The following is a 26,750-nucleotide window of genomic DNA, read 5'->3' on the forward strand; positions in this document are numbered from 1 at the left end:
CTCGATGACGAAACAGAGACAGTTTACGGATGCGTTCAAGGCGGAGGCGGTTGGCCTTGTGCGAACGAGCGGTCGGACGAAGCGGCAGATCGCGGAGGATCTTGGTGTTGGTTTCTCGACGCTGACGCGATGGATGGGTCGGCAGCTGGATCGTGAGATGGGCGATCCTGGGCGTCCGCCTGATGCTGATGTCGCCGCTGAATTGAAACGGCTGCGGCGGGAGAATGAAATCCTTCGGCAGGAGCGGGATATCTTGAAACGGGCGACGGCTTTTTTCGTCAAGGAGGGAAGTCGGTGAGGTTCGCGCTCATCGACCAGGCGAAGAAGGATTTCCCTGTGGACCGTTTGTGCGCGACGCTGGGTGTCAGCCCGAGCGGCTACTTTGCCTGGGGGCGCCGGCCGGCGTGCCGCCGGCAGCGCGACGACATGATAATGCTGGCGCATGTGCGATCGTCGTTCGCGCTGTCGAACGGAACCTATGGTAGCCCGCGCATGACGCGGGAACTGCAAGACAATGGCTTTGCCATTGGCCGGCGACGAACGGCGCGTCTGATGCGGGAGAATGGCCTCCAGGCAAGACAGAAGCGGCGGTTCAAGCGCACGACGGACAGCGAACACGCCTTTCCGGTTGCCCCCAATGTCATCGACCAGGATTTTGCCGCCACTGGTCCCAACCAGAAATGGGGTGCCGACATCTCCTACATCTGGACGCGGGAGGGCTGGTTGTACCTTGCTGTCGTCATCGATCTGTTTGCCCGCAAGGTCGTTGGCTGGGCTGCTGGCAACCGGCTACACCGCAGCCTGGCTCTGGCAGCGCTCAACAAGGCGTTCGTCATGCGGCAGCCGGAACCCGGCCTCATTCACCACTCCGACCGCGGCAGCCAATATTGTTCTATCGACTACCAAGCCGAATTGCGTGCCGCCGGCGTCATCATCTCAATGTCAGGCAAGGGCAATTGCTTTGATAACGCCATGGTCGAAACATTCTTCAAGACGCTGAAAACTGAACTGATCTGGCGCACCTCTTTCCTTACCCGCGCCGATGCCCAAGCCGCCATTGCCCGATATATCGACGGCTTCTACAATCCCATCCGGCGGCATTCCGCGCTCGACTACATCAGCCCGATGCAGTTCGAGCGAAACGCCGCCGAATGAGCAACCCGCTCTCCACTTTACCGAAGCAAGTCCAGTGCAGCGCTGCGCTCGCGGCGGACGCAGGCACGCGCTTCAGCGCTCAGTCCGTTGATCTCGCGCTCGATATCGAACAGGACATCAAGGCGTTGCACCGCCTCCAGTGCTATCGGGTAGATCGTCCCTGTCCGCTCGCCGCGGCTCTTCTTGCGCGCCGCTCCCTCGACATCGGCTAGAGCAGAATCTGATCATTCCGGCTCATATCCTGTTGCGGCGAAGTAGTTGGCGCACTCGGTTGGTGTGAAGCAAGGCAGTGCGGCGCTGATGGTATCCCACAATTCCGCGACGGTTCGTGCGGCGGCTTTGCGTAGAATCGATTTCAGCTTGGAAAAGGCGTTCTCGATCGGGTTGAAGTCGGGGGAATAGGGCGGGAGGAACATCATCCTTGCGCCGGTTGCTTCGATCGCCACACGGGCGGCTGCGCTTTTGTGCGCCGGCAGGTTGTCGAGGATCACGACATCGTCGGGCCGCAGCGTCGGCACGAGAACCTGCTCGACATAGGCGACAAACCATTCGCCAGTCATCGGGCCGTCCAGGACCATTGGCGCGGTCATGCCAGTGAGGCGCAGGGTGCCGGTGAACGTCGTCGTCTTCCAATGGCCATGCGGGATTGGCGATCGGCACCGCATCCCGCGCTTCGTGCGCCCCCGCAGTCGAGCCATCTTTGTCGAGGCTCCGGTCTCGTCGATGAAGACCAGATGCTCGGGATCAAGATCGGGCTGGGCGTCGAACCAGGCGTTTCGTCGCGCCGCCACGTCTGGCCGCTCCTGCTCGCTGGCGTGCGCCGTTTTTTTTGAAGGTCATGGAGTGACGATCGAGAAACCGCCAGATCGTGCTCGTCGCAAACGACGCGCCATGCTCCTGTCGCAGCAACTCGGCGAGTTCGACCAGCGTGATGTCCACCCGCCTCTCGATCGCCGCCAGGATGATGTCGCGATACGCTTCAACGCGGTGGGACCGCCTGTCGCCGCCCTGCGGCTTTGCGCAGGTGGCTCCGGTCTCGCGCCATTCCCGGACCCAACGCACCGAGCTTGCCGCCGCCACGCCAAATCGCGCCGCTGCCGCCCGTCGCGACAGGCCGCCATCAACCGCTGCGACCACCCGAGCCCGCAAATCTTCCGATAAGGATTTCGCCATGCCATGCCGGCCTCCGAATCCAGCAGATATGCTGAATCAGATTTCCAATCCCAACGAAACCCCTATCGATTCTATCCGCTCGGATTTTGCTCTAGTTCGAAGAACTTGCGGCGCGCATGGGCAAAGCAGCCCGCTTCGAGCACAGGCCTTGGGCAACGGCCGGCTGCGTAGAGGTCGCCATAGCCGCCATAGGCATCTGCCTGCAGGATCCCGGACCAGGTGTCGAGATGCGCTTGTGGATGTTCACCGCGCCGGTCGCGCGAATAATGAAACAGCGCGGCGGGCGGATCGGCGCCGCCAAATGGCCGATCGTCGCGGACATAGACCCACAGCCTGCCGATATCAGTCTTGCCCTTGGCGAGCACCGGCACTGTTGTGTCGTCGCCGTGCAATCGGTCGGCGGCCAGCACATGGGTCTCGATCCGCCGATAGAGGGGCATGAGCGCGAAAGTGGCCGCGCCGACCTGGTCGGCGAGCGTCGACAGGCTCAACGGCACGCCTTCGCGCGCGAAACGGTCGGCCTGGCGGTTCAGGGGCTGGTGCTGGCCATATTTGTCGAACAGCAGCATGGCGAGGAAGCTGGGGCCTGCCCAGCCACGCGGCACGACATGGAACGGCGCCGGCGGCTGTGTGATCGCCTCGCAGTTCCTGCACGAGAACTTCTCACGTACGGTCTGAATGACCTTCCACTGGCGCGGGATCACCTCCAGCGTCTCGGTGACGTCCTCGCCGAGCTTGGACAGCCGCGTCCCGCCGCAGGTCGGGCAAGAACACGGCGCGGAGATGACGATGCGCTCGCGCGGCAGATGCTCGGGAAACGGTTTCTTCGCCGGCCGTTTGCGCTCGAAGGCGGTGACGTTGGTCGCCCTCGCCGCCATCGCCTCGGCGGTGAGGTCATCCTCGCTGGCGGTGGCCTGGAGTTCCTCGAGCTGCAGCTCCAGTTGGTTGAGCAGCCGGCGGCTGCGCTCGGCGCTAGGGCCATATTGCTCGCGCCTGAGCTTGGCGATCTGCAGCTTGAGATGTGCGATCAGGGCTTCCGTAGCCGAGGCCCTGGCCTGCGCGGCAGCAAGCTCGGCGCCCATCGAAACCACCAGCGCCTTAAGCGCTTCGACGTCGTCCGGGAGGGGCGAAACAGCGGCTTCCATGGCCGAAATGAATCAGCTCCCAACACCCTGTGCAACCGGAAAATGTCGCTTCGGCAGAGGAAATCTGCGTCCTACCCCGCGCTCGCCGGACGCCAGGAATATTGCGGATTGCGCCAGTCGATCCCGTCGAGCAAACACGCCAACTGAGTGCTCGTCAGTGACACCGCACCGTCCGTCGCCTGGGGCCAAATGAAGCGGCCCCTCTCAAGCCGCTTGGCGTAAAGCGACATGCCGATCCCGTCATGCCAGATGATCTTCACCAGCGATCCCGCGCGTCCGCGGGAAACGTATAAATCGCCGCCGTGAGGGTCGCGCTTCAGGTGCTCCTGCACCAGCAACGCCAAGCCCTGCATGCCCTTCCTCATATCGGTGTGGCCCATCGACAACCACACCCGCGCGCCCGGCGGGATCACCGTAACGCCTTCAACACCGCCGTGGCCAGCGCGGGCGGCGATCCTGCGAAGATGCTTATCCGACCGCCCCTTGCCAGTTCCACGACAATCGCGGGCCGGTGTTCCCGTGGCTGGCTACCGTCTTCATCGACAACCAACGCCTCGGCAAAACCCGGTTCGGTCGCCGGTTGGCATAACTTGCGACGCCATGTGTAGATCAGCGCCGTTGAAACGTCATGCTGCTGTGCCACATGCGTCACGCAGGCTCCTGGCGAAAATGCCTCTTCCAGAATCTGCAGCCGCTCGTCGTCCCTCCATCGCCGCCGCCGTTCCGGCCCCGTCAACAAGGTAACCTGACCCATCAACCGCTCCTAAGTCCGCTCATAAGAGCGCACTTAAGACTGATCGATCCCTACCCAGACAAGGCGTCTCACGCCGGAGGGATACCTTTCAACCGGGGGGAAGACACCGTTCATGTAAAGCCAATCCTCGAGGAAAGCCTTTGCTCAGACAGAGCTTCAGCGTGATCGCAAAGCCCATTTGACCATTTGCGAGATCGTCCTTCCTGCCACTGACGAGGCTCTCTGCCCGTCATTCGTGCAACAGGCTGCGGGGACTGGTCATCTCCCTCTTTGTTCCAGCGCAACGATCATCTTGTAAAGCGGCTGCATGTTGTCGCCTTGCAACGCGGACAAAAGGTATGAAACCTCGATTCAGCGACGATGTCACGATGGACGCAATCATGCGCGAGTGGCCAGCAAACCATCCGCGTTGTTCTCCAGCATGGCATGCTTTGCGTCGGCTGCCCAATTGCTCCGTTCCACACCATTTCCGAAGCGGCGCGGGAGCACGGGCTGAACGAAGAATCACTTCGTTTCGATCTGCAAGCCGCTATCAAGCGAACCGAAGGCGATTAGTTTTTCAGTTTTTCCCAGTCCGCCCTTCAACGAGTACAAGCAGGCGGTGAGGTTCAACCACGGTGACCTTCTCGCGCCCGCTTTTGACGAGCCCTTTTTCCTCCCAAGATGAGAGCAATCGGCTTACCGTATGCAGCGTCGTTCCTGTCATCTCGGCAATGTCCTGCCGTGAGATCGGGAAGTCGATCATGATTCCTTCATCAGTCTTCCGGCCTGTCTGCTTGACCAGCTTAAGCAGCGCGTGGGCGACGCGCTGATCCACCTGCTCGGTGGACATCTCGATGACGCGCGTGTGGGCATCCTGCAGCCGGGTGCCCACGGTCTTATATGTGTTGGCACCAAAATTGGGGAAAGCTTCCGCAAATCTTGGCCAAAGGTGGCCTGGCCATGCAAGCACAACGCAGTCGGCGGCGGCGATTGCGCTGGCTGGATACGTGGTGCGGCCTATCGCGTGGGCGATGCCCAGTAGTTCGCCAGGGCTGATATATCGTACCGTCACCTCCTGGCCGTCAGGCGTTGTTTTGATGACGCGGACATGTCCGTCGAGCAGCAGGAAAAAAGACTGCGCTTCCTGCTCCTGCTCGAACACGGGTTGGTCCTTGGGTATCCGTAACGACCGGGCTTGGCCGATTATATAATCGAGCTCCGGGGGGGCAATGCCTTCAAAGGCAGATAGCCCGGCAATCAACGAGCGATCGAGGCGGCTCAACTGCAGTGCCTTTTCCAAAGCTTTACTGTAATCATGAAAGGCATTCCGTATCTGTCGAACCGCACAATGTCACAGCCAGACGACTGGCGGCAAGTGGCGCAAACCGCGGCCTTTTTGTTTCCCATTTGTTTGCGCTGCCGCAAAGTTCTCAGGTCAAGATAGCCTACAAGAACGAGAGTGGTGGGCGCCGCCGGGAACTTTAGCAGGGAAGATAAGATCATGAGACACGCAATTGTAGTCGCCGCCACGCTCATGGCATCTATGTTGGTTGGAGGTGCACAGGCTGCCGATCACCAAGTCCAGATGCTTAACAAGGGCGCGAAAGACGTGATGGTCTTTCAGCCTGACTTTGTCGAAGCTGCGCCCGGCGACACCGTCACTTTCGTGCCGACGGACGAGGGTCATAATGCAGAAAGCATCTGGGGCATGATCCCGGACGTGCAAAGACCTTCAAGGGCAGGGCGAGCGAACAAATCACCTTTACGCTCGACAAGGAAGGTGTCTACGGCGTGAAGTGCGCACCTCACTATGGAATGGGCATGGTGGCGCTGATCGTAGTCGGCAAGCCGGTCAATCTGGCGCGTGCAACGGGTGTCAAACAGTCGGGCAAGGCGAAAAAAGTGTTCGAGACCCTGTTGGCTCAAGTTCAAGTCGCCAATTAGGCTGTGTAAATCTCATTCTGTAAATCAACAGAGTCCTGCAAGCGGACATTTGACCGCCCGACTTCCTCCTTTTTGAAATGCATTTGATGGCAATTCCTCGCACCCGACCAAGCGCTTATCCGGCGGTTCTGTCTTACGGTTTCCGGCCGTTCTTCCTGCTCGGCTCTCTGTATGCCGGAGCAGCCATCCTTTTCTGGCTGCCGTTGTTTTACGGCCAGCTCACAACCTCCAGCGTCTTTCTGCCCGTTGATTGGCATGTCCATGAGATGCTCTTTGGCTATCTCGCGGCAATCATGACGGGATTCCTGCTGACGGCCATCCCGAACTGGACCGGACGTCTGCCTGTGCAAGGCCTGCCCCTGCTAGCGCTCGTCCTGCTGTGGCTTGCAGGGCGGCTTGCGGTGTTTTTTTCAGCTGACACCGGCTGGCTCGTCGGAGCCGCAGTCGACTGTGCATTTCTCCTGGCGGTAGCAGCCGCCGCCGCGACCGAAATCATCGCGGGCCGAAACTGGCGAAACCTGAAGGTGCTGCTGCCGGTTGCCGTGCTTTTGGCGGCCAACGTGATGTTTCATGCCGAAGCGCATTACCAGGGCATCTCGGACATTAGCCGCCGGCTCGGCCTCGGGGCCGCCGTCGTCCTCATAATGATTATAGGGGGACGCGTTGTTCCCAGTTTCACCCGGAATTGGTTGGCGCGCGAAAATCAGGGACGTCTGCCATCCCCGTTCAGCCATTTCGACGCAGCAACGATCGCACTGTCCGCGACCGCATTGGCGGCTTGGGCCTTCTTTCCTGAAAGCAACGTAACGGGCGCAATGCTGATCGCCGGAGCTGTCCTCAATGCCATGCGGCTTGCGCGCTGGGCTGGTGATCGCACGCTCCGCGATCCGCTGGTGCTGATCCTGCACGTGGCGTTCGTCTTTGTGCCGATCGGTTTTCTGTTGACCGGACTTGCCGTCGTCCTACCGGAGACCGTTCCTTCCGCGGCGGGAATTCACGCGTTCAGCGTAGGTGCGGTGGCATGCATGACGCTCGCCGTCATGACCCGAGCCACCCTTGGGCATACAGGCCGCGAGTTGCGGGCGGGTATTGGCACATGCGCAATCTTTGTCGCGATCGTGCTCGCGGCCATCTTTCGCATCGGCGCCGCGTTCGTGCCTGCGGAAGAAGTGCTTCTCCATATGTCGGCGACGTTGTGGGTGGTGGCCTTCCTCGGATACGCGGCTCTGTTTGGCGGTATGCTCGTTCAACCCAAATTACGTGCGCGGCAGCCGAACAAAGCGGCTTCATGACGGGCGGACCGCATCGTATCCAAAGTAACCGGAAATACGGCTGGCATGTTAGGATTGCGAATCCGAAAGTCCTGTGATCTTGGAACAGCGCGATGACGAAGGTCGGAATCGGATACTAATCGTGCGGCGATTCTAGAGCAAAATCCGAGCGGATAGAATCGATAGGGGTTTCGTTGGGATTGGAAATCTGATTCAGCATATCTGCTGGATTCGGAGGCCGGCATGGCATGGCGAAATCCTTATCGGAAGATTTGCGGGCTCGGGTGGTCGCAGCGGTTGATGGCGGCCTGTCGCGACGGGCGGCAGCGGCGCGATTTGGCGTGGCGGCGGCAAGCTCGGTGCGTTGGGTCCGGGAATGGCGCGAGACCGGAGCCACCTGCGCAAAGCCGCAGGGCGGCGACAGGCGGTCCCACCGCGTTGAAGCGTATCGCGACATCATCCTGGCGGCGATCGAGAGGCGGGTGGACATCACGCTGGTCGAACTCGCCGAGTTGCTGCGACAGGAGCATGGCGCGTCGTTTGCGACGAGCACGATCTGGCGGTTTCTCGATCGTCACTCCATGACCTTCAAAAAAAACGGCGCACGCCAGCGAGCAGGAGCGGCCAGACGTGGCGGCGCGACGAAACGCCTGGGTTCGACGCCCAGCCCGATCTTGATCCCGAGCATCTGGTCTTCATCGACGAGACCGGAGCCTCGACAAAGATGGCTCGACTGCGGGGGCGCACGAAGCGCGGGATGCGGTGCCGATCGCCAATCCCGCATGGCCATTGGAAGACGACGACGTTCACCGGCGCCCTGCGCCTCACTGGCATGACCGCGCCAATGGTCCTGGACGGCCCGATGACTGGCGAATGGTTTGTCGCCTATGTCGAGCAGGTTCTCGTGCCGACGCTGCGGCCCGACGATGTCGTGATCCTCGACAACCTGCCGGCGCACAAAAGCGCAGCCGCCCGTGTGGCGATCGAAGCAACCGGCGCAAGGATGATGTTCCTCCCGCCCTATTCCCCCGACTTCAACCCGATCGAGAACGCCTTTTCCAAGCTGAAATCGATTCTACGCAAAGCCGCCGCACGAACCGTCGCGGAATTGTGGGATACCATCAGCGCCGCACTGCCTTGCTTCACACCAACCGAGTGCGCCAACTACTTCGCCGCAACAGGATATGAGCCGGAATGATCAGATTCTGCTCTAGCGGCCGTTCCTCAAGATATCTCAAAGTGGCCAAGCGTTTGATGGCCGTCGCTGCAAGGATTTGAGCTCGGTCGCGGTCGGCCTGAAATGGAAGGCTCTCCCCCGCATTGAGGTAAGATTCAGCCAGGAGTTCGCAGAGCGCATCCAAGGATTCCGGCGATTGGTTGCTAATTGAATTGCTCGGTCCAAGCGGACTGCCAGTGAGTTGTTTTGCAAGGTCTTCTGCCTCTGCCGCCAGACGGCTAAGCACGGCCTTGTCATGTTTCCCTCTAAAAGCCGCAAACGCGTTCAGCCGGATCGCGATCTGTTCTTCCATGTTTGCTAGGTCGCCAGAGGTGACAAATGTCGCTTCGGCGTCACGACGGGAAGAGAATGCGCGCCGGCGTTCAGTTCGCAGAACACGAGCATGTTCCAGTTCCTCGCTAGCCATCTCCTCGGAAGCGGACCGGACCTCCGTTGAAGTCGCATTCGCAGCGACCTAGGACCAAAAGGCAAAAGCGCGCTCTTCATTTCTCACTGCCATCGCGAACGAATGGTAAGCATCCACAAGTTCCGGCGAGACCACGGCCGCATCCTCGTCGTCGAAAACATCTTTTGGCGTCCATCGGAGCTGCCTCAGATCCGGATCGTTGCCGCCGGATTTTCGGGACCAGCGAACGACGTTTTCGATATGGCCTGTTTCCTCCCTGACTAAGCGCTCGAAAACCTCCGCCAGTCTCGCCTGACCGTTATCGCGCATTCGCTTCGCCAGTTCTGCGTACTTTTCCGCAGATTCTGTCTCCATAGCGAATGCGATCGCCATAAGTTCGGCCATCGACCTGACAGCCGCCGCTGGCTCTGCCTTCAAACGGGACATGACTCTCCTCCGATGCCATTTTTTTGACAGTAGGCCAACTGCCTCGAAGTTGTTTGCGCTGCGTCAAAGAACTCTCGTCCAACAACCCCCGACATGTGCGCCAAAGGCCGCTGGCGGACTTGAAGCCTTGGAAATGCTGAGAAACTGAAGAAGCAAGTCGATGCCGGAGGGCATCTCCATTCGATCCTGGCATTCCTCGCTGTCTGGTCCGCGCCTACCTATGTCGCGGGAAGCCTCCGTAGGGTACTGATCGATACGGAATTCGAAGGCGTCCGCCGCTAGCGCCATCTCCGCGGCACCCCGAACGATTGGATATGCCTAGCTCGACTCCGATTCTCGAGCGCTGTTGGCTATTCGGGCAAACCGATCGGAATCCCTGTGGGCATTGTCCGCGGGATCAAGTTTGTCGAGCACAAGAAACCCGATTGTCTTTGTACGCAAGCCGCAGGCGAAGGTCCTCGCGGCGCTCAATTCGCTGATTGGTAAAGGACCTCAGCCGTGGTCGGCTGTGCGAGTTTGAGCGTCGTCGCGCGGAAGGCTGCGACGGTTCATACGCCGTCGACCGCCTTCGATTTGATGGATTTGGACAACATTGTTGGTGCGGTTCAATGATTCGATGACGTCGAAGCCATCAGACGCCCGCATGTGGCACATTAACCCTAGCGGGGACCACGGAAACGGACAGCGATGGCGTTTCAGGCGGTCCTGCCAGAGGCCCGCGGCGATTGTTCCAGATAGGTGTCGAAAGCGGAAGCGGCGACACGGATGAAAAACGGGTACTCCCTGCGCACCCGAATGAGGCCTTCAGTCACCTCCAGCACTCCGTCATTTGCCATTGCCTGGAGGCGCCCTCCGGTGTCGAGTATCGGAGTGGGATCGAAGCCGAATTGGGAGCAGATTGCCGGAACGTCGACTTCGAAATCGCACATCAGCCGCTCAATGATCGCGCCACGGATTCGATCTTCAGCGGTGAGCCGATAACCCTTCGAGGTCGCCAGCCGACTGGAAGTGATGTGCCGCGCGTAGAGACCGAGCGCAACCTCGTTCTGAACGTAGCCATTGTCGGTTCTGCCGATGGCCGAGGCGCCGAGACCGATCAACGTTTGGCAAGTATCAGTCGTATAACCCTGAAAATTCCGGCGGAGTGTTCCGGCTTCCTGCGCCCGCATGAGATCGTCGGTCGGCAAAGCGAAGTGATCAAGGCCGATTTGCCTATAGCCGGCGGCCGTAAGCACATCGGCGATCGCACGTGCCTGATCATTGCGGTCCATGCTGTCCGGCAGAGCCGTCTCATCGATCATGCGCTGGTGCTTTTTGAACGTGGGAACGTGAGCGTAGCCGAATACAGCGAACCGGTCCGGTCGCATGGCGATGGCCGCGATCGCTGTGTCGACGCACGAACGCACCGTCTGGTGCGGGAGACCGTAGATGAGGTCAAAATTAATTTTCTCTACGCGATTTCTGCGGAGATGGTGCACCGCTTCAGCTGTGATCTCTTCACTTTGGATACGATTGACCGCTTTCTGCACCAAAGGATCGAAGCTCTGGACGCCGAGGCTGGCTCGCCCGACACCTGCATGCCCCAATGTCTGAGCCATGTCAGACGTCAGCGTGCGCGGATCGATCTCGATTGCGATCGCAGAAGTTTCGTCGAATTCAAACCGGTGGCGCAGGAGATCCATGAGCGCCACGAACTCTGCCGGGTCCAGGATCGTAGGCGTGCCACCGCCAAAATGCACCTCGCCGATGCAAAGACGTCGGGACACGTGATCGGCTACCAAGTGAATCTCCTCCCGCAAGACGGCGAGATAATCGAGAATCGGCTCGTCCTTTTTCGTAATCGTGGTGTGGCAACCGCAGTACCAGCACAGCGATCGGCAGAAGGGGATGTGAAGATAAAGCGATACTGGCTCACCTTTAGGAAGGTTCGCCAGCCAGTCGGCATAAGTGCCTGGACCCACGGCGGGCGAGAAACGCGGAGCCGTTGGGTAGCTAGTATAGCGGGGGAGACGGGCATCGCCATATTTTCTCAGGATGGATGATTGCAACGGAACTTTCCTGCCCAGTGTGTAGAAGGTCAGTCATGCTAACCGTTCGCCCGCAGTGTTCCCCGTCAGCACCTGTGTCCCAGATTTGAGGTTGTGAATTAAGGAGGGTTTTGATCTCGTCGTCACGACGAAGGAACCAAGATGAGCCCTAAATCCTCAAGTGCCAAGAAGCCTGCCGAGCAGGTGGTAAAGGACATTCGCCGGGCGACCCGGCGGCATTTTTCAGCGGAAGACAAGATCCGGATCGTGCTGGACGGGCTGCGCGGCGAAGACAGCATCGCCGAGCTGTGCCGCAAGGAAGGGATCGCGCAGAGCCTGTATTACACCTGGTCCAAGGAGTTCATGGAGGCCGGCAAGCGCCGATTGGCGGGTGATACCGCTCGTGCTGCCACCAGCGACGAGGTCAAGGATTTGCGCCGGGAGGCCGGCGCGCTGAAGGAATGCGTCGCTGATCTGACACTGGAAAACCGTCTGCTCAAAAAAAGCATGATCGCGGATGGGGACGAGCAAGAATGAGATATCCCGCATCCGAAAAGCTCGAGATCATCAGGATCGTCGAGCAGTCACACCTGCCAACCCGCAAAACGCTGGACCGACTGGGCATCCCGCGCCGGACCTTCTATCGCTGGTATGACCGTTATGTCGAGGGCGGGCCTGAGGCGCTGCAGGATCGGCCCTCGGCGCCGAGCCGGGTGTGGAACCGCATCCCGCCTGCCATCCATGACCAGATCATCGAACTGGCGCTGGAGCAGTCCGAGCTCTCCCCGCGCGAACTGGCAGTACGGTTCACCGACGAGACGCGCTACTTCGTGTCAGAGCCAGCGTTTACCGGCTCCTCAAGGCCTACGATCTGATCACCAGCCCGGCCTATGTGGTGATCAAGGCGGCGAACGAGTTCCACACCAAGACGACGCGACCCAACGAGATGTGGCAGACGGACTTCACCTACTTCAAGATCATCGGCTGGGGCTGGATGTACCTGTCGACCGTGCTCGACGATTACTCCCGCTACATCATCGCCTGGAAACTGTGCAGCACCATGCGGGCCGAGGACGTCACCGACACGCTGGACATGGCACTTACTGCCTCAGGGTGCGACCAGGCCCATGTGCACCACAAGCCTCGGCTGCTCAGCGATAATGGCCCCAGCTACATCGCCGGCGAACTGGCGGACTATATCCAGGACCAACGCATGAGCCATGTCCGGGGCGCTCCAATGCATCCCCAGACCCAAGGCAAGATCGAGCGCTGGCACCAGACCCTCAAAAACCGAATCCTCTTGGAGAACTACTTTCTGCCCGGCGACCTTGAGGCCCAGATCGCAGCCTTCGTCGAACATTACAACCATCGACGCTACCACGAGAGCCTGGCCAACGTAACGCCAGCCGACGCCTACTTCGGCAGGGCCGCAGCCATTATCAAACAGCGAGAAAGGATCAAACGCCAAACCATCCAACATCGGCGCTTGCAGCACCGCAAGATCGCCGCTTAACATCAACCCCAAGATGAGGCCGACACTCCGCTAATCTGCGATCCAATCTGAGCCAAATGATCTGACGACGGACAAACAAGTTCAGCTATGGCATCGCCGACCGTGGCGCCTCGATCCGTGTGCCGCACTCCTTCATCAAGAATGACTACAAGGGTTATCTGGAAGACCGCCGCCCGAACTCGCAAGGCGACCCCTACCAGATCGCTTCGCAGATCCTGAAGACCATCTCGGAGGTTGCGACCGACGCGTCGGTTTCGGCCGCTGCCTGATTGTAGTCGCGGCGCGGGCCATGAGATGGCTCGCTACCGAAGAATTCGAAAAGCCCCGGCGGGAAAACGCCGGGGCTTTTGCATATGCTCGCGGGGCCTGAATGTGCAGGCCGCTCTCAGCCGGCGATAGCTCTACGTGCCTTGAGCGCCGCTAGCACCTTCGCATGCGGCAGGGCCGGGCTTCGGTTGCTGTCGCGGCCGGTCATGTCGTTGTTGGCGACGAGCGCATTGAGCACCGCCTCCTCGGTCGCCTGCACGACGGCTGCATAGAAGTCGTCCATCCGCCCCCATGGAACGAAATCCATGTGGCCATAGCTTTCCTCGGTGGCCGGCCCTTGGGGAAAGCGGCCGTTAAGCGCATCGCGGTTGGCGGTCGAGAAGGCGAGAAAGATATCGCCGGAGAAATGCGAGCCGCTGGTGCCGGTTCGCGCCAGGCCGAGTGGTACGCGTCGGGCCAGGGCCTTGCATTGGCCTGGCAGCAGCGGTGCATCGGTGGCGATGACGCCGATGCAGGAACCGGCGCCCGTCGGCCCACCTCTGAAATAGGCCTCCATCGGATTGTCACCGGCCAATTCGTCCCCAAGCGGTACGCCGGCGATGTTGAGCTCATGGCGGGAGCCGAAGTTGGCTTGCAGGAACACGCCGACGGTGTAGCCGCGATGACCGTAGTCGACGATCCGCGAAGCCGTGCCCGAGCCACCCTTGAAGGCATAGCAGTTCATTCCGGTGCCGCCGCCGACCGAACCTTCTTCGATGGCGCCGCCCGCCGCCGCATCGATCGCCGCCATGGCGTGATCGACGGTGACATGCGAGCCATTGATGTCGTTGAGATAGCCGTCCCAGGTCTCGGCCACCACCGGCAGCAGCCACTGGTTTGCGATATCGGGCTTGTGGCGCGCCACCCAGTCGATGACGCCACGGTGGCAGGGGCCCACGGCATGGGTGTTGGTGATGAGTATGGGCAGGCTGAGACTGCCAGCCTCCTCGATCCACGATGCGCCGGTCATCTCGCCATTGCCGTTGAACGAATGATAGCCGGTGGCACAGGCAACGCCGACGCCGTCGTGGCCGAGCGGCAGGATTGCGGTTACGCCAGTGCGTACCGGTCCGTCACCGAGGTTGAGCTTTCCGTCTCCCTTGATGATTGTCGAATAGCCGACCAGCACGCCTTCGACGTCGGTGATGGCATTGGCCGACCCTGGCGTGCCCTGCAAGGGGATGCCGAGCGCCCGGGCCCTCGGTTTGCCGGTGGGTGTCGTGTTGACGGTCGCCCGCAGATTCATATTCAGTTCACTCCATTGATGTGATGGCTTCAGCGCAGACTGCAGCCTGTCGCCAGCTCGGCGTAGCTGGTCAGGATCGCCAATGCCGAGGGTTGATCGACCGCCGGAACGACGTTGACGAGATGCAGTCCCAACCCGTCCTCGAGCACCACTAGGCTGCGGGCGATCGTCTCGCTGCTTGCATGCAGTTTGAAAATACCGGTGGCCGCGCCCGCTTCGAGAATGCCGACATAGATCGACACCTGCCGCTCGAACAGCGTGATGTGGCGAGCCGCGTAGCTTGCGTCCGAGCGCGAATAGGCGCCGAGTTCGAGCAGGAGCCGGCAGAGCTGGTCGTCCGCGTCGGTCGGCAGCCCGTTCTCGATCATCGCCTTCAATCGCGACCGGGGATCGGCGATCGCTGCGACCGACGCCGCGCGCATCGTGCAGAACCGCTCGACAGCCTTCCTCTGCACATCGTCCAGAAGGTCCTTCAATCCGGGGTAATAGTAGAGCAGGGCGCTCGAGCTCATGCCGGCCTCGTTGGCGACGTCGCGCAGCGTGACGTCGGCGAGCCCGCGCCTTGCGATTATCGATTCGGCGGCCGCGACCAAGGTCAGGCGGCGGTCGGTCTGTGTTTTGGGTCTACCCATTTCTGTTTCCTGAATTGAATTCAGTTTAAAACTGACGCACGAAAATTTGCAAGCACGCATACACCATATTCGTTGACGATTTCAGATCATACCGATAGGTTCCGCTGCGGAGGATAATTTTTATCTTATTAAAAAAAGGGGAGGACTATGTCTACAAACGAAGCCACAACCGCGTCTGCGGACAAAGCCGTAACAAGTGCCAAGGGGCTCGACCGAGCCCTCAACGCGCTTGGCACACTCATGATCGTACTGTCGGCGGTGACGCCGGCATCCTCGGTGTTCATCATCGTTCCCGGTGTCATCGCGCTGGCCGGCACGGGATCATTCCTCAGTTTCGTCATTGCCGCCGTCATCGGGCTGTTCATGGCGTTCGTCTATGCCGAACTGTCATCGGCCTATCCCATGGCCGGCGGCGAATACACCATGATCGGCCGCACGCTTGGCCGCTTCTGGGGATTTGTCACGCTGGTCCTGGTCTTCGTTTCGATCGTGCTGATCGTCGCGGTTATCGCGCTCGGCGTCGGCACCTATCTCGGCGTCCTCATTCCCAATCTCAGCCCGCAATTGGTCGGCGTCGTGACGATCGCACTCGCCGGGACGGTCGCGGCAATGCGCATCAAGCTCAATGCCTTCGTCACCGGCATCTTCCTCGGCATCGAAATGCTGGCGCTGCTGGTCCTGATGTGGCTCGGCTTCACCCATATCGAACGGCCGCTCTCCAGCCTGTTCACGGCGCCGCAATTGCTCGATCCAACCACAAACGCCCTGGTTCCGGCATCGGCGGGCATCGTGATGGCCGCGACCGCCGTCGCGCTGTTTGCCTATAACGGCTATGGCGCCGCCGCCTATTTCGGCGAAGAAACACAGGACGCCAAACACAATATCGGCAAGGTCGTGCTGTGGGCTCTGGTCATCACTGTTGCCGCCGAGCTTATCCCGCTGACGGCGGTGCTGCTTGGTTCGCCGGACCTCGGGGCCTTGCTCGCCGCGCCACAGAAGATCGAGTACTTCCTCGAGGCACGTGGCGGTCACGCGCTGACGGTGCTGATCAGCCTCGCCATCGCGGTTGCCATCTTCAATGCGGTGATCGCCATCATCCTGCAGGCGGCCCGGCTGCTGTTCAGCTCCGGCCGCGACAAGACCTGGTTCGGTCCCATCAACGCCGCGGTCGCCTCGGTTCATGGCAGCTATGCCTCGCCATGGATCGCCACCATCGTGGTATCGATACTGGCTGCCGTTGCCTGCTTCATCGACATCAACCTGCTGCTGGTCGTCAGCGGCACGTCGCTGGTGGTGATCTATGCCTTGTTGTGCGTGGCGGTCTTCGTTGGTCGCCGCGCTGGCACCACCGATGGCGGGCACTATCGCATGCCGCTGTTTCCGGTTCCGGCCATCCTCGCCTTCCTGGCGCTGATCTATGTCGCCTACGAGAACTATCTCGACGTTGCCTTTGGCCGCCCGAGCCTGATCGCAACGGGCCTGATCATGATCGTGGCTGCCGTCTACTACCTGCTGGTGCTGGCCAGGCGAAAGGACTGGAATCTGCACGGCCCCGACGAACTTGCCGGATAGGTCCCAGCCCCTCCTTGGGTCTGTCCGTGCAGGAACCCCGGCTAGCGCCGGGGTTTCTTTTTGGGCTGTGCCTGAGCCAAACAGCCGTCCGGAAAACATACCCAGAAAAAGTCAGGTTGATCGACCTGGTGCATCCCTCGGCCGATACGCGGTTCGCCTCGTCGCCATCATCGGCGTACGTCACCTGAAAAAGCCCGCAAATCCGCCTTTTTGCGGGGCTTTTTGTGACGGTGTGGCTCGCGCAAGAGCCTGATTCAGTGCCGAAATTGACGCCAGAACGTCGCAGCCGGCCGCGTTGACAGATCTCGGTGCGGCATGCGTATTCGGAGGGCTTGGGGTTACGCCATTGCGATGTTGTCGAAACGGGGCGGGGGCTTCGTTGACGATTGCATGGCGCGGGCGCCGGACGAGCGGACACTGCAGCCTGAGGCAGTGCGCCGCTCGCTCTTGGCTTGTTGTTCTTGATCGAACGCTTCCCCGCCTGGCCGTCGCCAGACCCCGGTTCGAGCCTCTGCAAAAGTTCAAAGCCAGACAAACGCAGACGATGCGCTGGATGCCGAATGGCAACAAAAAGCCCTTGAAAGGCTCAAAGAAAAACCTCTCAAGGGCTGTGGTACCGGGCTACGCTCAGACCGAATAGTACATGTCGTATTCGACAGGATGCGGGGTCATTTCGAAACGCATCACTTCGGCCATCTTGAGCTCGATATAGCTGTCAATCTGGTCGTCGTCGAACACGCCGCCGGCCTTCAGGAAGCCGCGATCCTTGTCGAGGCTCTGCAGCGCTTCGCGCAGCGAACCGCAGACGGTCGGGATCTTCTTGAGCTCTTTCGGCGGCAGGTCATAGAGATCCTTGTCCATCGGCTGGCCGGGATGGATCTTGTTCTTGATGCCGTCGAGGCCGGCCATCAGTAGCGCCGCGAAGCCGAGATAGGGGTTCGCGCCCGGATCGGGGAAGCGGATCTCGACGCGCTTGGCCTTCGGCGACGAGCCGAACGGAATACGGCAGGAGGCCGAGCGGTTGCGCGCCGAATAAGCCAGCAGCACCGGCGCTTCATAACCCGGCACCAGGCGCTTGTAGGAGTTGGTCAACGGATTGGTGAAGGCGTTGATCGCCTTGGCGTGCTTGATGATACCGCCGATGTAGAACAGGCAGCTTTCCGACAGGCCGGCATATTCATTGCCCGCGAAGGTCGGCTTGCCGTTCTTCCAGATCGACATGTGGACGTGCATGCCCGAGCCGTTGTCGCCGAAGATCGGCTTCGGCATGAAGGTAGCCGTCTTGCCATAGGCATTGGCGACCTGGTGCACGACGTATTTGTAGATCAGCATCTTGTCGGCGTTGCGCACCAGCGCGTCGAACTTGATGCCAAGTTCGTGCTGGGCTGCAGCCACTTCGTGGTGGTGCTTTTCAACGCGCACGCCCATTTCCGCGAGCACGGTGAGCATTTCCGAACGCATGTCCTGCGCGGAATCGATCGGCGGCACAGGGAAATAACCGCCCTTGACGCGTGGACGATGACCGAGGTTGCCGGTCTCGTAGTCGGTGTCGTCGTTGGACGGCAGTTCGGTGGAGTCGAGCTTGAATCCGGTGTTGTAGGGATCGGCCTTGTACTTGACGTCGTCGAACACGAAGAACTCGGCTTCCGGGCCGACAAAGATGGTGTCGCCGATGCCTTCAGCCTTCATGTAGGCTTCGGCCTTCTTGGCGGTGCCGCGCGGATCGCGGTTGTAGGATTCGCCCGAGACCGGGTCGAGGATGTCGCACAGGATGACCATGGTCGACTGAGCGAAGAACGGGTCCATGTGCACGGTGTCGGTGTCGGGCATCAGCACCATGTCGGACTCGTTGATGGCCTTCCAGCCGGCAATCGACGAGCCGTCGAACATGACGCCATCGGCGAACATGTCTTCCTCGACCTCGATGACATCCATCGTCACGTGCTGCAGTTTGCCCTTCGGGTCGGTGAAGCGCAGGTCAACGAACTTAACGTCGTTGTCCTTGATCTGCTTCATGATGTCTTTGGCTGTCGTCATGTCATTTTTCCCTGTGTGATGACGCTTTGTAGAGTTGATCTGAAATCAGAAACGTCAGACGGCGTCCATCCCCGTTTCGCCGGTGCGGATGCGCACGACTTCCTCGATGTTGGAGACGAAGATCTTGCCGTCGCCGATGCGGCCGGTTTGTGCAGCCTTGCGGATGGCTTCGATCGCGCCCTCGACCGCGTCATCGCCGAGCACGACCTCGATTTTCACCTTGGGCAGAAAATCGACGACATATTCGGCGCCGCGGTAGAGTTCGGTGTGACCCTTCTGGCGGCCAAAACCCTTGGCCTCGGTAACCGTGATGCCTTGCAGTCCGGCCTCCTGAAGCGCTTCCTTCACTTCGTCCAGCTTGAATGGCTTGATGATCGCTTCGATCTTTTTCATGTAAAAAGTGGCCTCCACTGCCAAAAACGGGTTGTGAATACCCCGCTTGCGCCTGCTTCAAGCACGAACTGTGCCAAATTCAACCTATTCCGACCGGTATCACATGATTTCAATGCCATGCCATACCAGGCTGCGCATTCGCTTCATTCATTGCATCGGATACGGCATGTGCACTCGAAACCCATACATTGCCTGCGCTCCGATTTGCACAATTATCAGGCAAACTGCACGCTAGGTGGGCAGTTGTGCCGCTATCCTGTCATTCCGAACGACGCGCTTGCACGCTGTGCCATCTCTTCATCGTTTGCGTCGGACTGAAAACTGGACAATGCTTGATTGGAGTGCGGACGGCAATCCATGAGCAACGAACTTCTATCGCCGGCAGAGATGACCGAGGCTGATCGGTTGGCGATCGCTACCGGTCCATATGACGGCATCGGCCTTATGCGCAATGCTGGCGCCGCGGTCGCCGATGTCGTGCTGGAACGCTATCCGGCTGCGACACGCATCCACGTGCTCTGCGGTCCCGGCAACAATGGCGGCGATGGCTATGTCGTGGCCCGGTTGCTGGCTGAGTCCGGCGTCGATACGAGGATATGGGCAACCGGCGTGCCGAAGCCAGGAAGCGACGCGGCACTCGCCGCGGCCGAATGTTCGATCGACGCGTTGCCGCTGTCGGAATTCCACGCCGAGGCCGGCTCGATCGTGGTCGACGCGCTCTATGGGGCAGGGCTGTCCAAACCATTGTCGGGTGATGCCGCCAGGGCGGTTGATATCGCCGCCGCTCTAGATCTGCCCGTCGTCGCCGTCGATCTGCCCTCGGGTCTCTCTGGCGAAAACGGTGACAGTCTCGGCAAGGCATTTCGCGCGGAGGTCACCGTGACATTCGTGCGCAAGAAGCCAGGTCATCTGCTGTTGCCGGGACGTGAACTCTGCGGTGAGATCGTGCTCGCTAATATCGGCATAACCAATGACGTTATTGCGCGCTTGGACGTGCGGACTTTCGAGAACAAGCCGGTCTTGTGGCGGCATGAATTTCCCGTTCCTGCGGTCGATGCTCACAAATACAAACGCGGCCATGCCGGTGTGTTTTCCGGCGGGCCGTCGGCGACGGGTGCGGCACGGCTGTCAGCGCTTGCCGCTGCAAGAAGCGGGGCAGGGGCGGTAACCGTATTGTCGCCAGGCAGTGCCATGCAAGTCAACGCCACGCACCTTACCTCGGTCATGCTTCGCAAGGTCGACACCGTCGCTGATGTCAGAGAATTCATCGGCGAGCGCCGGCCATCGGCCTTCGTCCTCGGCCCAGGTTTCGGCGTCGGTGAAAAGGCGCGCGACCTTGTCCTCGCCATATTGGCGGGCAACCAGCCGCAAGACGCTCGGATCGATGGGCTGGTGCTCGACGCCGATGGCATCACGTCATTCCGTGAGGCGGCCGACGCATTGTTCGAGGCCGCTCATCAGCCGAATGCGCCGGCCTTGGTGATGACACCGCATGAGGGCGAGTTCGGCCGGCTATTCCCTGATATCGCTGGGTATAAAAGCCTGTCCAAACTGGCCAAGGCGCGCGCCGCCGCGCACCGCGCCAACGCAGTGGTCGTCTACAAGGGCGCTGATACGGTGATCGCGGCGCCGGATGGTTTGGCGGCGATCAACTCCAATGGAGCGCCTTGGCTCGCCACCGCGGGCTCGGGGGACGTGCTGTCGGGCATTGTTGCCGGGCTCATGGCGCAAGGCATGCCGCCCTTCGAAGCCGCTTGCGCCGCCGTCTGGATTCATGCGGAAGCTGGCAGCCGCTTTGGACCTGGGCTGATCGCCGAGGACTTGCCACTGGCATTGGTGCCGGTGCTGCGCGAGCTTGTTGAAGGCCGAAGCCAACATTGAACACCGCACCGCTTGCGGCGAGCCGCGGCGTACGACCTGTGACTGGGGTCAGCCACCTGGCGGGAGACCATTTTCCGCGATGAGACGAGCCAAGGCCTCACGCGCCTGTTCCTCGCTAACCCCTCGCGTGCCCTGAATACTGCTCGGCGTCGCGATGGGGGCCTCCAGAATCTGGACGCCACGGTTGATCGGCCCATCCTTGAAGGCCCAGTTGGGCCTGAAGATTATGGCGGAGGGCACGTTCAGTGCAGCGGCGGCGTGGGCAAGACCACCATCGACGCCAAAGAACAATGTCGAAGCCGCGATCTGGCACATGGCGTCGGTGATCCGCGAGCTCGTGGTGAAATCGACGACTTGCGGCAGGGCGGCTTTGATTGCCGCGGCGGCGGAATGTTCCCGCGATGCACCGACAATCCAGATCGACCAGCCGCGATCGGAATAATCCCTGGCGATGGATATGAAGCGTTCGATGGGCCACGTCTCCGGTCATCGATGCCGGACGTGTAGAAAGCGAGCACCGGCTTTGTCAGGTCGACGCTGTTTCGCTGGCGCCAATCGTCCATCTGTTCGGGCGTGACGACGAGTTGGGGGGCTGGCCATCCCTCAAGCGGAGCCGGCTCCCTGGCGAGCGTGGCAATCTCGCAAATCTCTTCATAGAAGCGCAGGTGCTGCTTGCCCAGTGTCAGCATTTGCCACAGCCAGTCGGCTGGAAAGCGGTTGACCAGGCCAAACTGGAATTCGCGCGGATAGCCGATGCGCTCCGGTATGCCGGCCAGCCACGGCACCAGTGCCGCCTTGGTGGCGCTGGTCAGGAGATAGGCGGTCCGGTAGTTTTCAGGACGGAGTTGTTGGGCAAGACGACAGCGGTCCATAAAACCCAGACGCCTTGGTTTTTTGTCCATTCCCCAACCTTTTCGGACACCCGGCATCATGCCGGCCAGCGGCGCCGCCACTGATGAGGTGACGACGTCGATGGGACGGCCGGGACATCTCTCAGCGATGAGCTGAATGGCCGAGTGACTACGCACGAAATCGCCCACCGCCGGAAAGCTGACTACAAGGATGGGGTCCAATACGCGTACCTCTAAATCGAAAATCGCCTTGGCGGCGAACCGGCCGAATATCCCTCGAGGTGACCCTAGAGCGGGATGTTGTCGTGCTTCTTCCAGGGGTTCTGCATGTCCTTGTTGCGCAGCATCCTGAGCGCGCGCGCGATGCGGCGGCGGGTCGAGTGCGGCATGATCACCTCGTCGATATAGCCGCGTTCGGCGGCGACGAAGGGCGACAGGAACCGATCCTCGTAGGTCTTGGTATGCGCCGCGATCTTCTCCGCGTCGCCGATATCCTTGCGATAGATGATTTCGACCGCGCCCCTGGCGCCCATCACCGCGATCTGCGCCGTCGGCCAGGCGTAGTTCATGTCGCCGCGCAGATGCTTTGACGCCATGACGTCATAGGCCCCGCCATAGGCTTTGCGGGTGATGACGGTGATCTTCGGTACTGTCGCTTCGGCATAAGCGAACAGGAGTTTCGCGCCATGCTTGATCAGCCCGCCATATTCCTGTGCCGTGCCGGGCAGGAAACCCGGAACGTCGACGAAGGTGACGATCGGAATCGAAAAACAGTCGCAGAAGCGCACGAAGCGCGCAGCCTTGCGGCTGGCATCCGAATCGAGAACGCCGGCCAGCACCATCGGCTGGTTGGCGACGAAGCCGACGGTGCGGCCCTCGACCCTCCCGAACCCCGTGACGATGTTCTTGGCGAAGTTCTGCTGGATCTCGAAGAAGTCGCCCTCGTCGGCGGTTTTGAGGATCAGCTCCTTGATGTCGTAAGGCTTGTTGGCATTGTCTGGGATAAGTCGGTCGAGCGACAGGTCGTGATCGGTGACCGACTGGTAGCATTCGATCTCGGGAATCTCTGAAGTGTTGGAGGCCGGCAGCAAATCGATCAGCCGGCGCATCTGCAGCAACGCCTCGACATCATTGTCGTAGGCGCCATCGGCGATCGAGGATTTCGTCGTGTGGACCGAGGCGCCGCCAAGGCTTTCCGCTGTCACTGTCTCGTTGGTGACGGTCTTCACCACGTCCGGTCCGGTGACGAACATGTAGGAGGTATCGCGCACCATGAAGATGAAATCGGTCATCGCCGGCGAATAGACGTCACCACCAGCGCAAGGGCCCATGATGACCGAAATCTGCGGAATGACGCCGGAGGCCAACACATTGCGCTGAAAAATCTCGGCGTAGCCACCGAGCGCCGCTACGCCTTCCTGGATACGCGCACCGCCGGCATCGTAAAGGCCGATGATCGGCGCGCGGTTGCGCAGCGCCATCTCCTGGACCTTGATGACCTTCTCGGCATGGGCCTCGGACAACGAGCCGCCGAAGACGGTAAAATCCTTGGCGAAAACGTAGACCGGGCGGCCATTGATGGTGCCCCAGCCGGTGACGACGCCGTCTCCTGCGATCTTCGTCTTCTCCATGCCGAAATCCGTCGACCGGTGCTCGACATACATGTCGAATTCCTCGAACGATCCCTCGTCGAGAAAGACGTCGATGCGTTCGCGGGCCGTGAGCTTGGCTTTCTTGTGCTGGGCGTCGATGCGGGCTTGGCCGCCGCCGGCGCGCGCCATATCGCGGCGGCGTTCAAGTTCCTTCAGCACGTCCTTCATAGATCGGTCCCCAAGGTGGAAAGCTGCATTTCGTGGTAATGATGCCCGCCGGGGAGCGCAAGCGTCGCTTTTAATCGGCTTTTGTTGCGCTGCAACATGGCGCCCCTTGCATTTCGCGGCGAACTGGGCCATATGCGACGTCATAGGCGCTTGGGCCGGGACTATCCGGCCTTCTCGACGAATGAGACTGGTTGCGTCTGTTTTCCCTCTTTCCGGTATATCGGCCCCTCTTTCCGGTACATCACAAAGTGGCGAAAAAGCCCCGTGGCATGATGCCTGCGGGCACGACAGCGCAGCCGCGCGGACGATATCGTCCGCCGCCTTGTCGTTCCATGACAATGTATTCGACGGCAGGTTGCGCCCTGCCGCCAATGATGTTTGCGGCCACGAGCCGCGTGAAAGAAGAAGAATTTTGACCAACGAAAACACAGCGGAACTGAACGGTTTCGCCGCACTTGGAATTACGGGCGCGCTGCTCAAGGCCACCCACGCCGCCGGCTTCACCGATCCGAAGCCGATCCAGACCCAGGCTATCCCGCCGCAACTGGAAGGCCGCGACATTTTTGGTATTGCCCAGACCGGCTCCGGCAAGACGGCCGCCTTTGCGCTGCCGATTCTGTCGAAGATCACTGCGCTCGGCACCAAGCGCCGGCCGAAGACGGCCCGTGCGCTGATTCTGGCGCCGACCCGCGAACTCGCCGTGCAGATCGAAGACACCATCAAGATCCTCGCCAAGGGCCAGCACGTCTCGACGGCGCTTGTGCTGGGCGGCGTCTCGCGCTTCAGCCAGGTGAAGAAGGTTGCTCCCGGCGTCGACATCCTCATTGCCACGCCAGGCCGGCTCACCGATCTGGTGCGCGAAGGCGACCTTATTCTGTCCGACACCAAGTGGCTGGTGCTGGATGAGGGTGACCGCATGCTCGACATGGGCTTCATCAACGACGTCAAGCGCATCGCCAAGGCGACCGCGCCCGACCGTCAGACGGCGCTGTTTTCGGCCACCATGCCGGACGAGATCGCTGAATTGGCCAAGGGCCTGTTGAAGAACCCGGTTCGTATCGAAGTCTCGCCGCAAAGCACCGCGGCTGTCGAGATCGTGCAGGGCGTTGTCTTCGCTCGCACCAAGCAGAAGCGCCAGGTTCTGTCGACGATGCTCGCCGACGAAGCGATGAAGTCCGTCATCATCTTCTCGCGCACCAAGCATGGTGCCGACAGGGTGACCAAGGACCTTGAGCGCGACGGCTTCAAGGCCGCCGTCATTCACGGCAACAAGTCGCAGAATGCTCGCCAGAAGGCGCTCAACGATTTCCGCGAGGGCTCGGTGCGCATTCTGGTTGCAACGGACATCGCGGCGCGCGGCATTGACGTGCCCGGCATCAGCCATGTCGTGAACTTCGACCTGCCTGACGAAGCGGAAAGCTATGTCCACCGCATCGGCCGTACCGGCCGTAACGGCATGGACGGCATTGCCATCACGCTTTGCGATCCTTCGGAAAACAGCAAGCTGCGCCAGGTCGAGCGCATCATCCGCACCAAGCTGCCGATCGTTGCCGACCATCTCGGCAGCCCTGATCCGCAGCGCAATCCGGCTGAAAAGAACGAGCGCTTCGAGCCGGCCAATGATCGCAACGGCAATGGTCGTCGCGACGGCAGGCGGCCGGGTGGCGAGAACAAGGGCAACGGCTTCGGCAAGAAGCGCTTTGGCGACAAGCCAGCCTTCGCGGGCGAGCGCAAGCCTGAAGGCGCCAAGCCGGGCAACAAGCGCCGTTTCGGCGGCAAGCGTCCCGCGGCGCGGGCTGCTTGATCAGTTATCCGCGTTGGGTCCGGCCGATTGGCCGGGCCAGCTAAAGGAAAGGGCGGCTGAAGCAGCGCTTCGATCGCCCTTTTTCATGTCCCGAGAGCGCGCCCGTTGGCGCGGACTATTTGGCGACCGCCTCGATCCAGACGGCGATCCGTTGCGCGAGGAAAGCCGTGGTTGATGGCGACAGCGCGTCGCCCGCAAGGACATGGTTGTCGGGATCGCCACTGCTCTCGATGGGCACGAGCTCGTGCGAGCCGCCCCAGCGCCCGGCGATCTCGCGCGTGCGGTCAGGCCGGACCACCCTGTCCATGTCCGAGAAAATGAACAAAGCCGGGATGTTTGCCTTCTCCACCGGCGCTCCATACGCAAGTTCGGTCAGTGCGGCCATCGGCAGCGTCGCGGCGATCGGATATTTGTAGGTCCAGAATTTTTCGTGCAGCGCATTGCGTGGCACGAAGCCGCGTTCCTTGCCGGCCACAAGCTCAGCGATCTGCTTGCCCCACGGCATGGTCAGGATCTCCGTGCCGGAAGCCTGGACGCCAAAGTTCGGCGAAATGAATGCGATCGCCGCCACCCCGTCCGAAGCGCCGGGCTGGGTTGCTGCCCACGCCGCCAGCGAGCCGCCGGTGGAAGTGGTGATGACGATCACCTTGTCGCCGATCGCCCGGCCGATGGCGAGCGCTTCCTCATAATCGTTGATCCAGGCATTGACGCTGCCCTGCGCCATCGCGGCGCCGTCCTCGCCATGCCCGGTGAGGCGGGTATAGAAGAGATTGGCGTCCAACTGTTCGGCCACTTCATCCGGCAGCGGGCGAATTTCGCCTTTCGACGCTGAAAAGCCGTGGATATAGACGATCGACAGTGGCGTCTTGGCATGGACCATCGGGTCCGCCCAGACGATCTCCTTTTCCAGCCCGTCGCGTATGCCGGGCACCGTGGCCTCTTTCCTCGCCACATAGCCCTGAGGATCGTCACCGATCGATGCGGGATCGAAACGGATCGTGGTATCGACGGCAACGCGCGGGCCAAGCACGAAGGCCAGTGCGAGGACGGCGACAAGGCCAAGCACAGCAAGCACGATCCGTCGCCCCATCAGAGACTCCACGCAACAATTTCAAACCTATGGCCGGCTTTGCAAACAGGCAACGGGCAGCTTGCCGGCAAAACGGATCGCCAGT

Annotated in this window: 20 protein-coding genes and 6 pseudogenes; 10 read left to right on the forward strand and 16 right to left on the reverse strand. The window is 60.8% G+C overall.

The genetic code is table 11. The annotated features are described in order from the left end of the window. The first annotated feature begins 4 nt into the window (after positions 1-4). A protein-coding gene (locus tag LGH82_RS03800; protein ID WP_413771365.1) for an IS3 family transposase occupies positions 5-1,155 on the forward strand; the annotation gives its coding sequence in 2 pieces (ribosomal slippage) (positions 5-269 and positions 269-1,155; 1,152 coding nt in all). A gap of 32 nt (positions 1,156-1,187) precedes the next feature. On the opposite strand, the pseudogene LGH82_RS03805 reads toward LGH82_RS03800, so the two are convergent. The 5 genes and pseudogenes from LGH82_RS03805 to tnpA all read right to left on the reverse strand — a co-directional run. Next, positions 1,188-1,367, reverse strand: a pseudogene (locus tag LGH82_RS03805) (IS66 family transposase); the annotation flags it as partial. Between the two features lie 12 nt (positions 1,368-1,379). After that, positions 1,380-2,328 (reverse strand): IS630 family transposase gene (locus LGH82_RS03810; RefSeq protein ID WP_227347355.1). Its coding sequence is split into 2 segments (ribosomal slippage): positions 1,380-1,986 and positions 1,985-2,328, totalling 951 coding nucleotides; the frame shifts between segments, so codons are not numbered across the junction. A gap of 92 nt (positions 2,329-2,420) precedes the next feature. Further along, a pseudogene (gene tnpC / locus LGH82_RS03815) lies at positions 2,421-3,473 on the reverse strand (IS66 family transposase); the annotation flags it as partial. Between the two features lie 71 nt (positions 3,474-3,544). Beyond that, positions 3,545-3,886, reverse strand: coding sequence for an IS66 family insertion sequence element accessory protein TnpB (gene tnpB / locus LGH82_RS03820; protein WP_264484358.1), 342 nt, complete (start codon positions 3,884-3,886; stop codon positions 3,545-3,547). After that, a complete protein-coding gene (gene tnpA / locus LGH82_RS03825; RefSeq protein ID WP_227347357.1) occupies positions 3,883-4,227 on the reverse strand; it encodes an IS66-like element accessory protein TnpA in 345 nt (114 codons plus the stop codon). Before tnpA ends, tnpB begins: the two co-directional genes overlap by 4 nt. Before the next feature lie 426 nt (positions 4,228-4,653). On the opposite strand from tnpA, the gene LGH82_RS03830 reads away from it, so the two are divergent. Further along, entirely contained in the window at positions 4,654-4,782 is a 129-nt protein-coding gene (locus tag LGH82_RS03830; RefSeq protein ID WP_264484391.1) for a hypothetical protein, read from the forward strand. Between the two features lie 4 nt (positions 4,783-4,786). On the opposite strand, the gene LGH82_RS03835 is transcribed toward LGH82_RS03830, so the two are convergent. After that, a complete protein-coding gene (locus tag LGH82_RS03835) occupies positions 4,787-5,491 on the reverse strand; it encodes a Crp/Fnr family transcriptional regulator (protein WP_227347359.1) in 705 nt (234 codons plus the stop codon). A 219-nt stretch (positions 5,492-5,710) separates the two neighbouring features. Between LGH82_RS03835 and LGH82_RS03840 the strand changes: the two are divergent. From LGH82_RS03840 to LGH82_RS03850, 3 genes and pseudogenes are all read left to right on the forward strand, one after another. Beyond that, positions 5,711-6,153: pseudogene (locus LGH82_RS03840) on the forward strand (pseudoazurin). A gap of 86 nt (positions 6,154-6,239) precedes the next feature. Further along, positions 6,240-7,445: an NnrS family protein gene (locus LGH82_RS03845; RefSeq protein WP_227347360.1), complete on the forward strand. Its 1,206-nt coding sequence runs from the start codon at positions 6,240-6,242 to the stop codon at positions 7,443-7,445. Between the two features lie 227 nt (positions 7,446-7,672). Beyond that, positions 7,673-8,622, forward strand: a pseudogene (locus LGH82_RS03850) (IS630 family transposase). Here the strand turns inward: LGH82_RS03850 and LGH82_RS03855 are convergent. The 3 genes from LGH82_RS03855 to hemN all read right to left on the reverse strand — a co-directional run bounded on the left by LGH82_RS03855 (position 8,567) and on the right by hemN (position 11,541). After that, positions 8,567-8,953: a hypothetical protein gene (locus LGH82_RS03855; protein WP_227347361.1), complete on the reverse strand. Its 387-nt coding sequence runs from the start codon at positions 8,951-8,953 to the stop codon at positions 8,567-8,569. The pseudogene LGH82_RS03850 and the gene LGH82_RS03855 sit on opposite strands and share 56 nt — an antisense overlap. Positions 8,954-9,115: 162 nt before the next feature. Next, entirely contained in the window at positions 9,116-9,493 is a 378-nt protein-coding gene (locus LGH82_RS03860; RefSeq protein WP_227347362.1) for a ferritin family protein, read from the reverse strand. Positions 9,494-10,188: 695 nt separating this feature from the next. Then, positions 10,189-11,541, reverse strand: coding sequence for an oxygen-independent coproporphyrinogen III oxidase (gene hemN, locus LGH82_RS03865; RefSeq protein WP_227347363.1), 1,353 nt, complete (start codon positions 11,539-11,541; stop codon positions 10,189-10,191). A 141-nt stretch (positions 11,542-11,682) separates the two neighbouring features. Here hemN and LGH82_RS03870 point away from each other — a divergent pair. Further along, positions 11,683-13,033: pseudogene (locus LGH82_RS03870) on the forward strand (IS3 family transposase). A 74-nt stretch (positions 13,034-13,107) separates the two neighbouring features. Further along, positions 13,108-13,302: pseudogene (locus LGH82_RS03875) on the forward strand (glutamine synthetase); the annotation flags it as partial. A 116-nt stretch (positions 13,303-13,418) separates the two neighbouring features. On the opposite strand, the gene LGH82_RS03880 reads toward LGH82_RS03875, so the two are convergent. Together LGH82_RS03880 and LGH82_RS03885 are read right to left on the reverse strand one after the other, a co-directional pair. Continuing rightward, positions 13,419-14,585: a P1 family peptidase gene (locus LGH82_RS03880; protein WP_227347364.1), complete on the reverse strand. Its 1,167-nt coding sequence runs from the start codon at positions 14,583-14,585 to the stop codon at positions 13,419-13,421. 29 nt (positions 14,586-14,614) lie between these two features. Continuing rightward, a complete protein-coding gene (locus LGH82_RS03885; protein ID WP_227347365.1) occupies positions 14,615-15,217 on the reverse strand; it encodes a TetR/AcrR family transcriptional regulator in 603 nt (200 codons plus the stop codon). 147 nt (positions 15,218-15,364) lie between these two features. Between LGH82_RS03885 and LGH82_RS03890 the strand changes: the two genes are divergently transcribed. Beyond that, on the forward strand, positions 15,365-16,789 hold the full coding sequence (locus tag LGH82_RS03890; protein WP_227347366.1) for an APC family permease: 1,425 nt from the start codon (positions 15,365-15,367) through the stop codon (positions 16,787-16,789). Positions 16,790-17,416: 627 nt separating this feature from the next. Here LGH82_RS03890 and glnA read toward each other — a convergent pair. Beyond that, on the reverse strand, positions 17,417-18,826 hold the full coding sequence (gene glnA, locus LGH82_RS03895) for a type I glutamate--ammonia ligase (protein WP_227347367.1): 1,410 nt from the start codon (positions 18,824-18,826) through the stop codon (positions 17,417-17,419). Between the two features lie 54 nt (positions 18,827-18,880). Next, entirely contained in the window at positions 18,881-19,219 is a 339-nt protein-coding gene (locus LGH82_RS03900; protein ID WP_006205430.1) for a P-II family nitrogen regulator, read from the reverse strand. A 357-nt stretch (positions 19,220-19,576) separates the two neighbouring features. Here LGH82_RS03900 and LGH82_RS03905 point away from each other — a divergent pair, with 357 nt between their 5' ends. Further along, positions 19,577-21,100 (forward strand): NAD(P)H-hydrate dehydratase, encoded by a 1,524-nt coding sequence (locus LGH82_RS03905; RefSeq protein ID WP_227347368.1) that lies wholly within the window; start codon positions 19,577-19,579, stop codon positions 21,098-21,100. Between the two features lie 48 nt (positions 21,101-21,148). On the opposite strand, the gene LGH82_RS03910 is transcribed toward LGH82_RS03905, so the two are convergent. After that, the gene (locus LGH82_RS03910; protein ID WP_227349473.1) at positions 21,149-21,571 is read right to left on the reverse strand and encodes a glycosyltransferase family 9 protein; all 423 of its coding nucleotides are present in this window, start codon (positions 21,569-21,571) and stop codon (positions 21,149-21,151) included. Positions 21,572-22,238: 667 nt separating this feature from the next. Continuing rightward, positions 22,239-23,771, reverse strand: a complete 1,533-nt coding sequence (locus LGH82_RS03915; protein WP_227347369.1) for an acyl-CoA carboxylase subunit beta — start codon at positions 23,769-23,771, stop codon at positions 22,239-22,241. Positions 23,772-24,183: 412 nt separating this feature from the next. Between LGH82_RS03915 and LGH82_RS03920 the strand changes: the two genes are divergently transcribed. Next, positions 24,184-25,575, forward strand: a complete 1,392-nt coding sequence (locus LGH82_RS03920; protein WP_227347370.1) for a DEAD/DEAH box helicase — start codon at positions 24,184-24,186, stop codon at positions 25,573-25,575. A gap of 115 nt (positions 25,576-25,690) precedes the next feature. Here LGH82_RS03920 and LGH82_RS03925 read toward each other — a convergent pair whose 3' ends face one another. Then, positions 25,691-26,665: an alpha/beta hydrolase gene (locus LGH82_RS03925; protein ID WP_227347371.1), complete on the reverse strand. Its 975-nt coding sequence runs from the start codon at positions 26,663-26,665 to the stop codon at positions 25,691-25,693. Positions 26,666-26,750 lie beyond the last annotated feature (85 nt).

Source organism: Mesorhizobium sp. PAMC28654 (assembly GCF_020616515.1).
Taxonomy (GTDB): Bacteria; Pseudomonadota; Alphaproteobacteria; order Rhizobiales; family Rhizobiaceae; genus Mesorhizobium.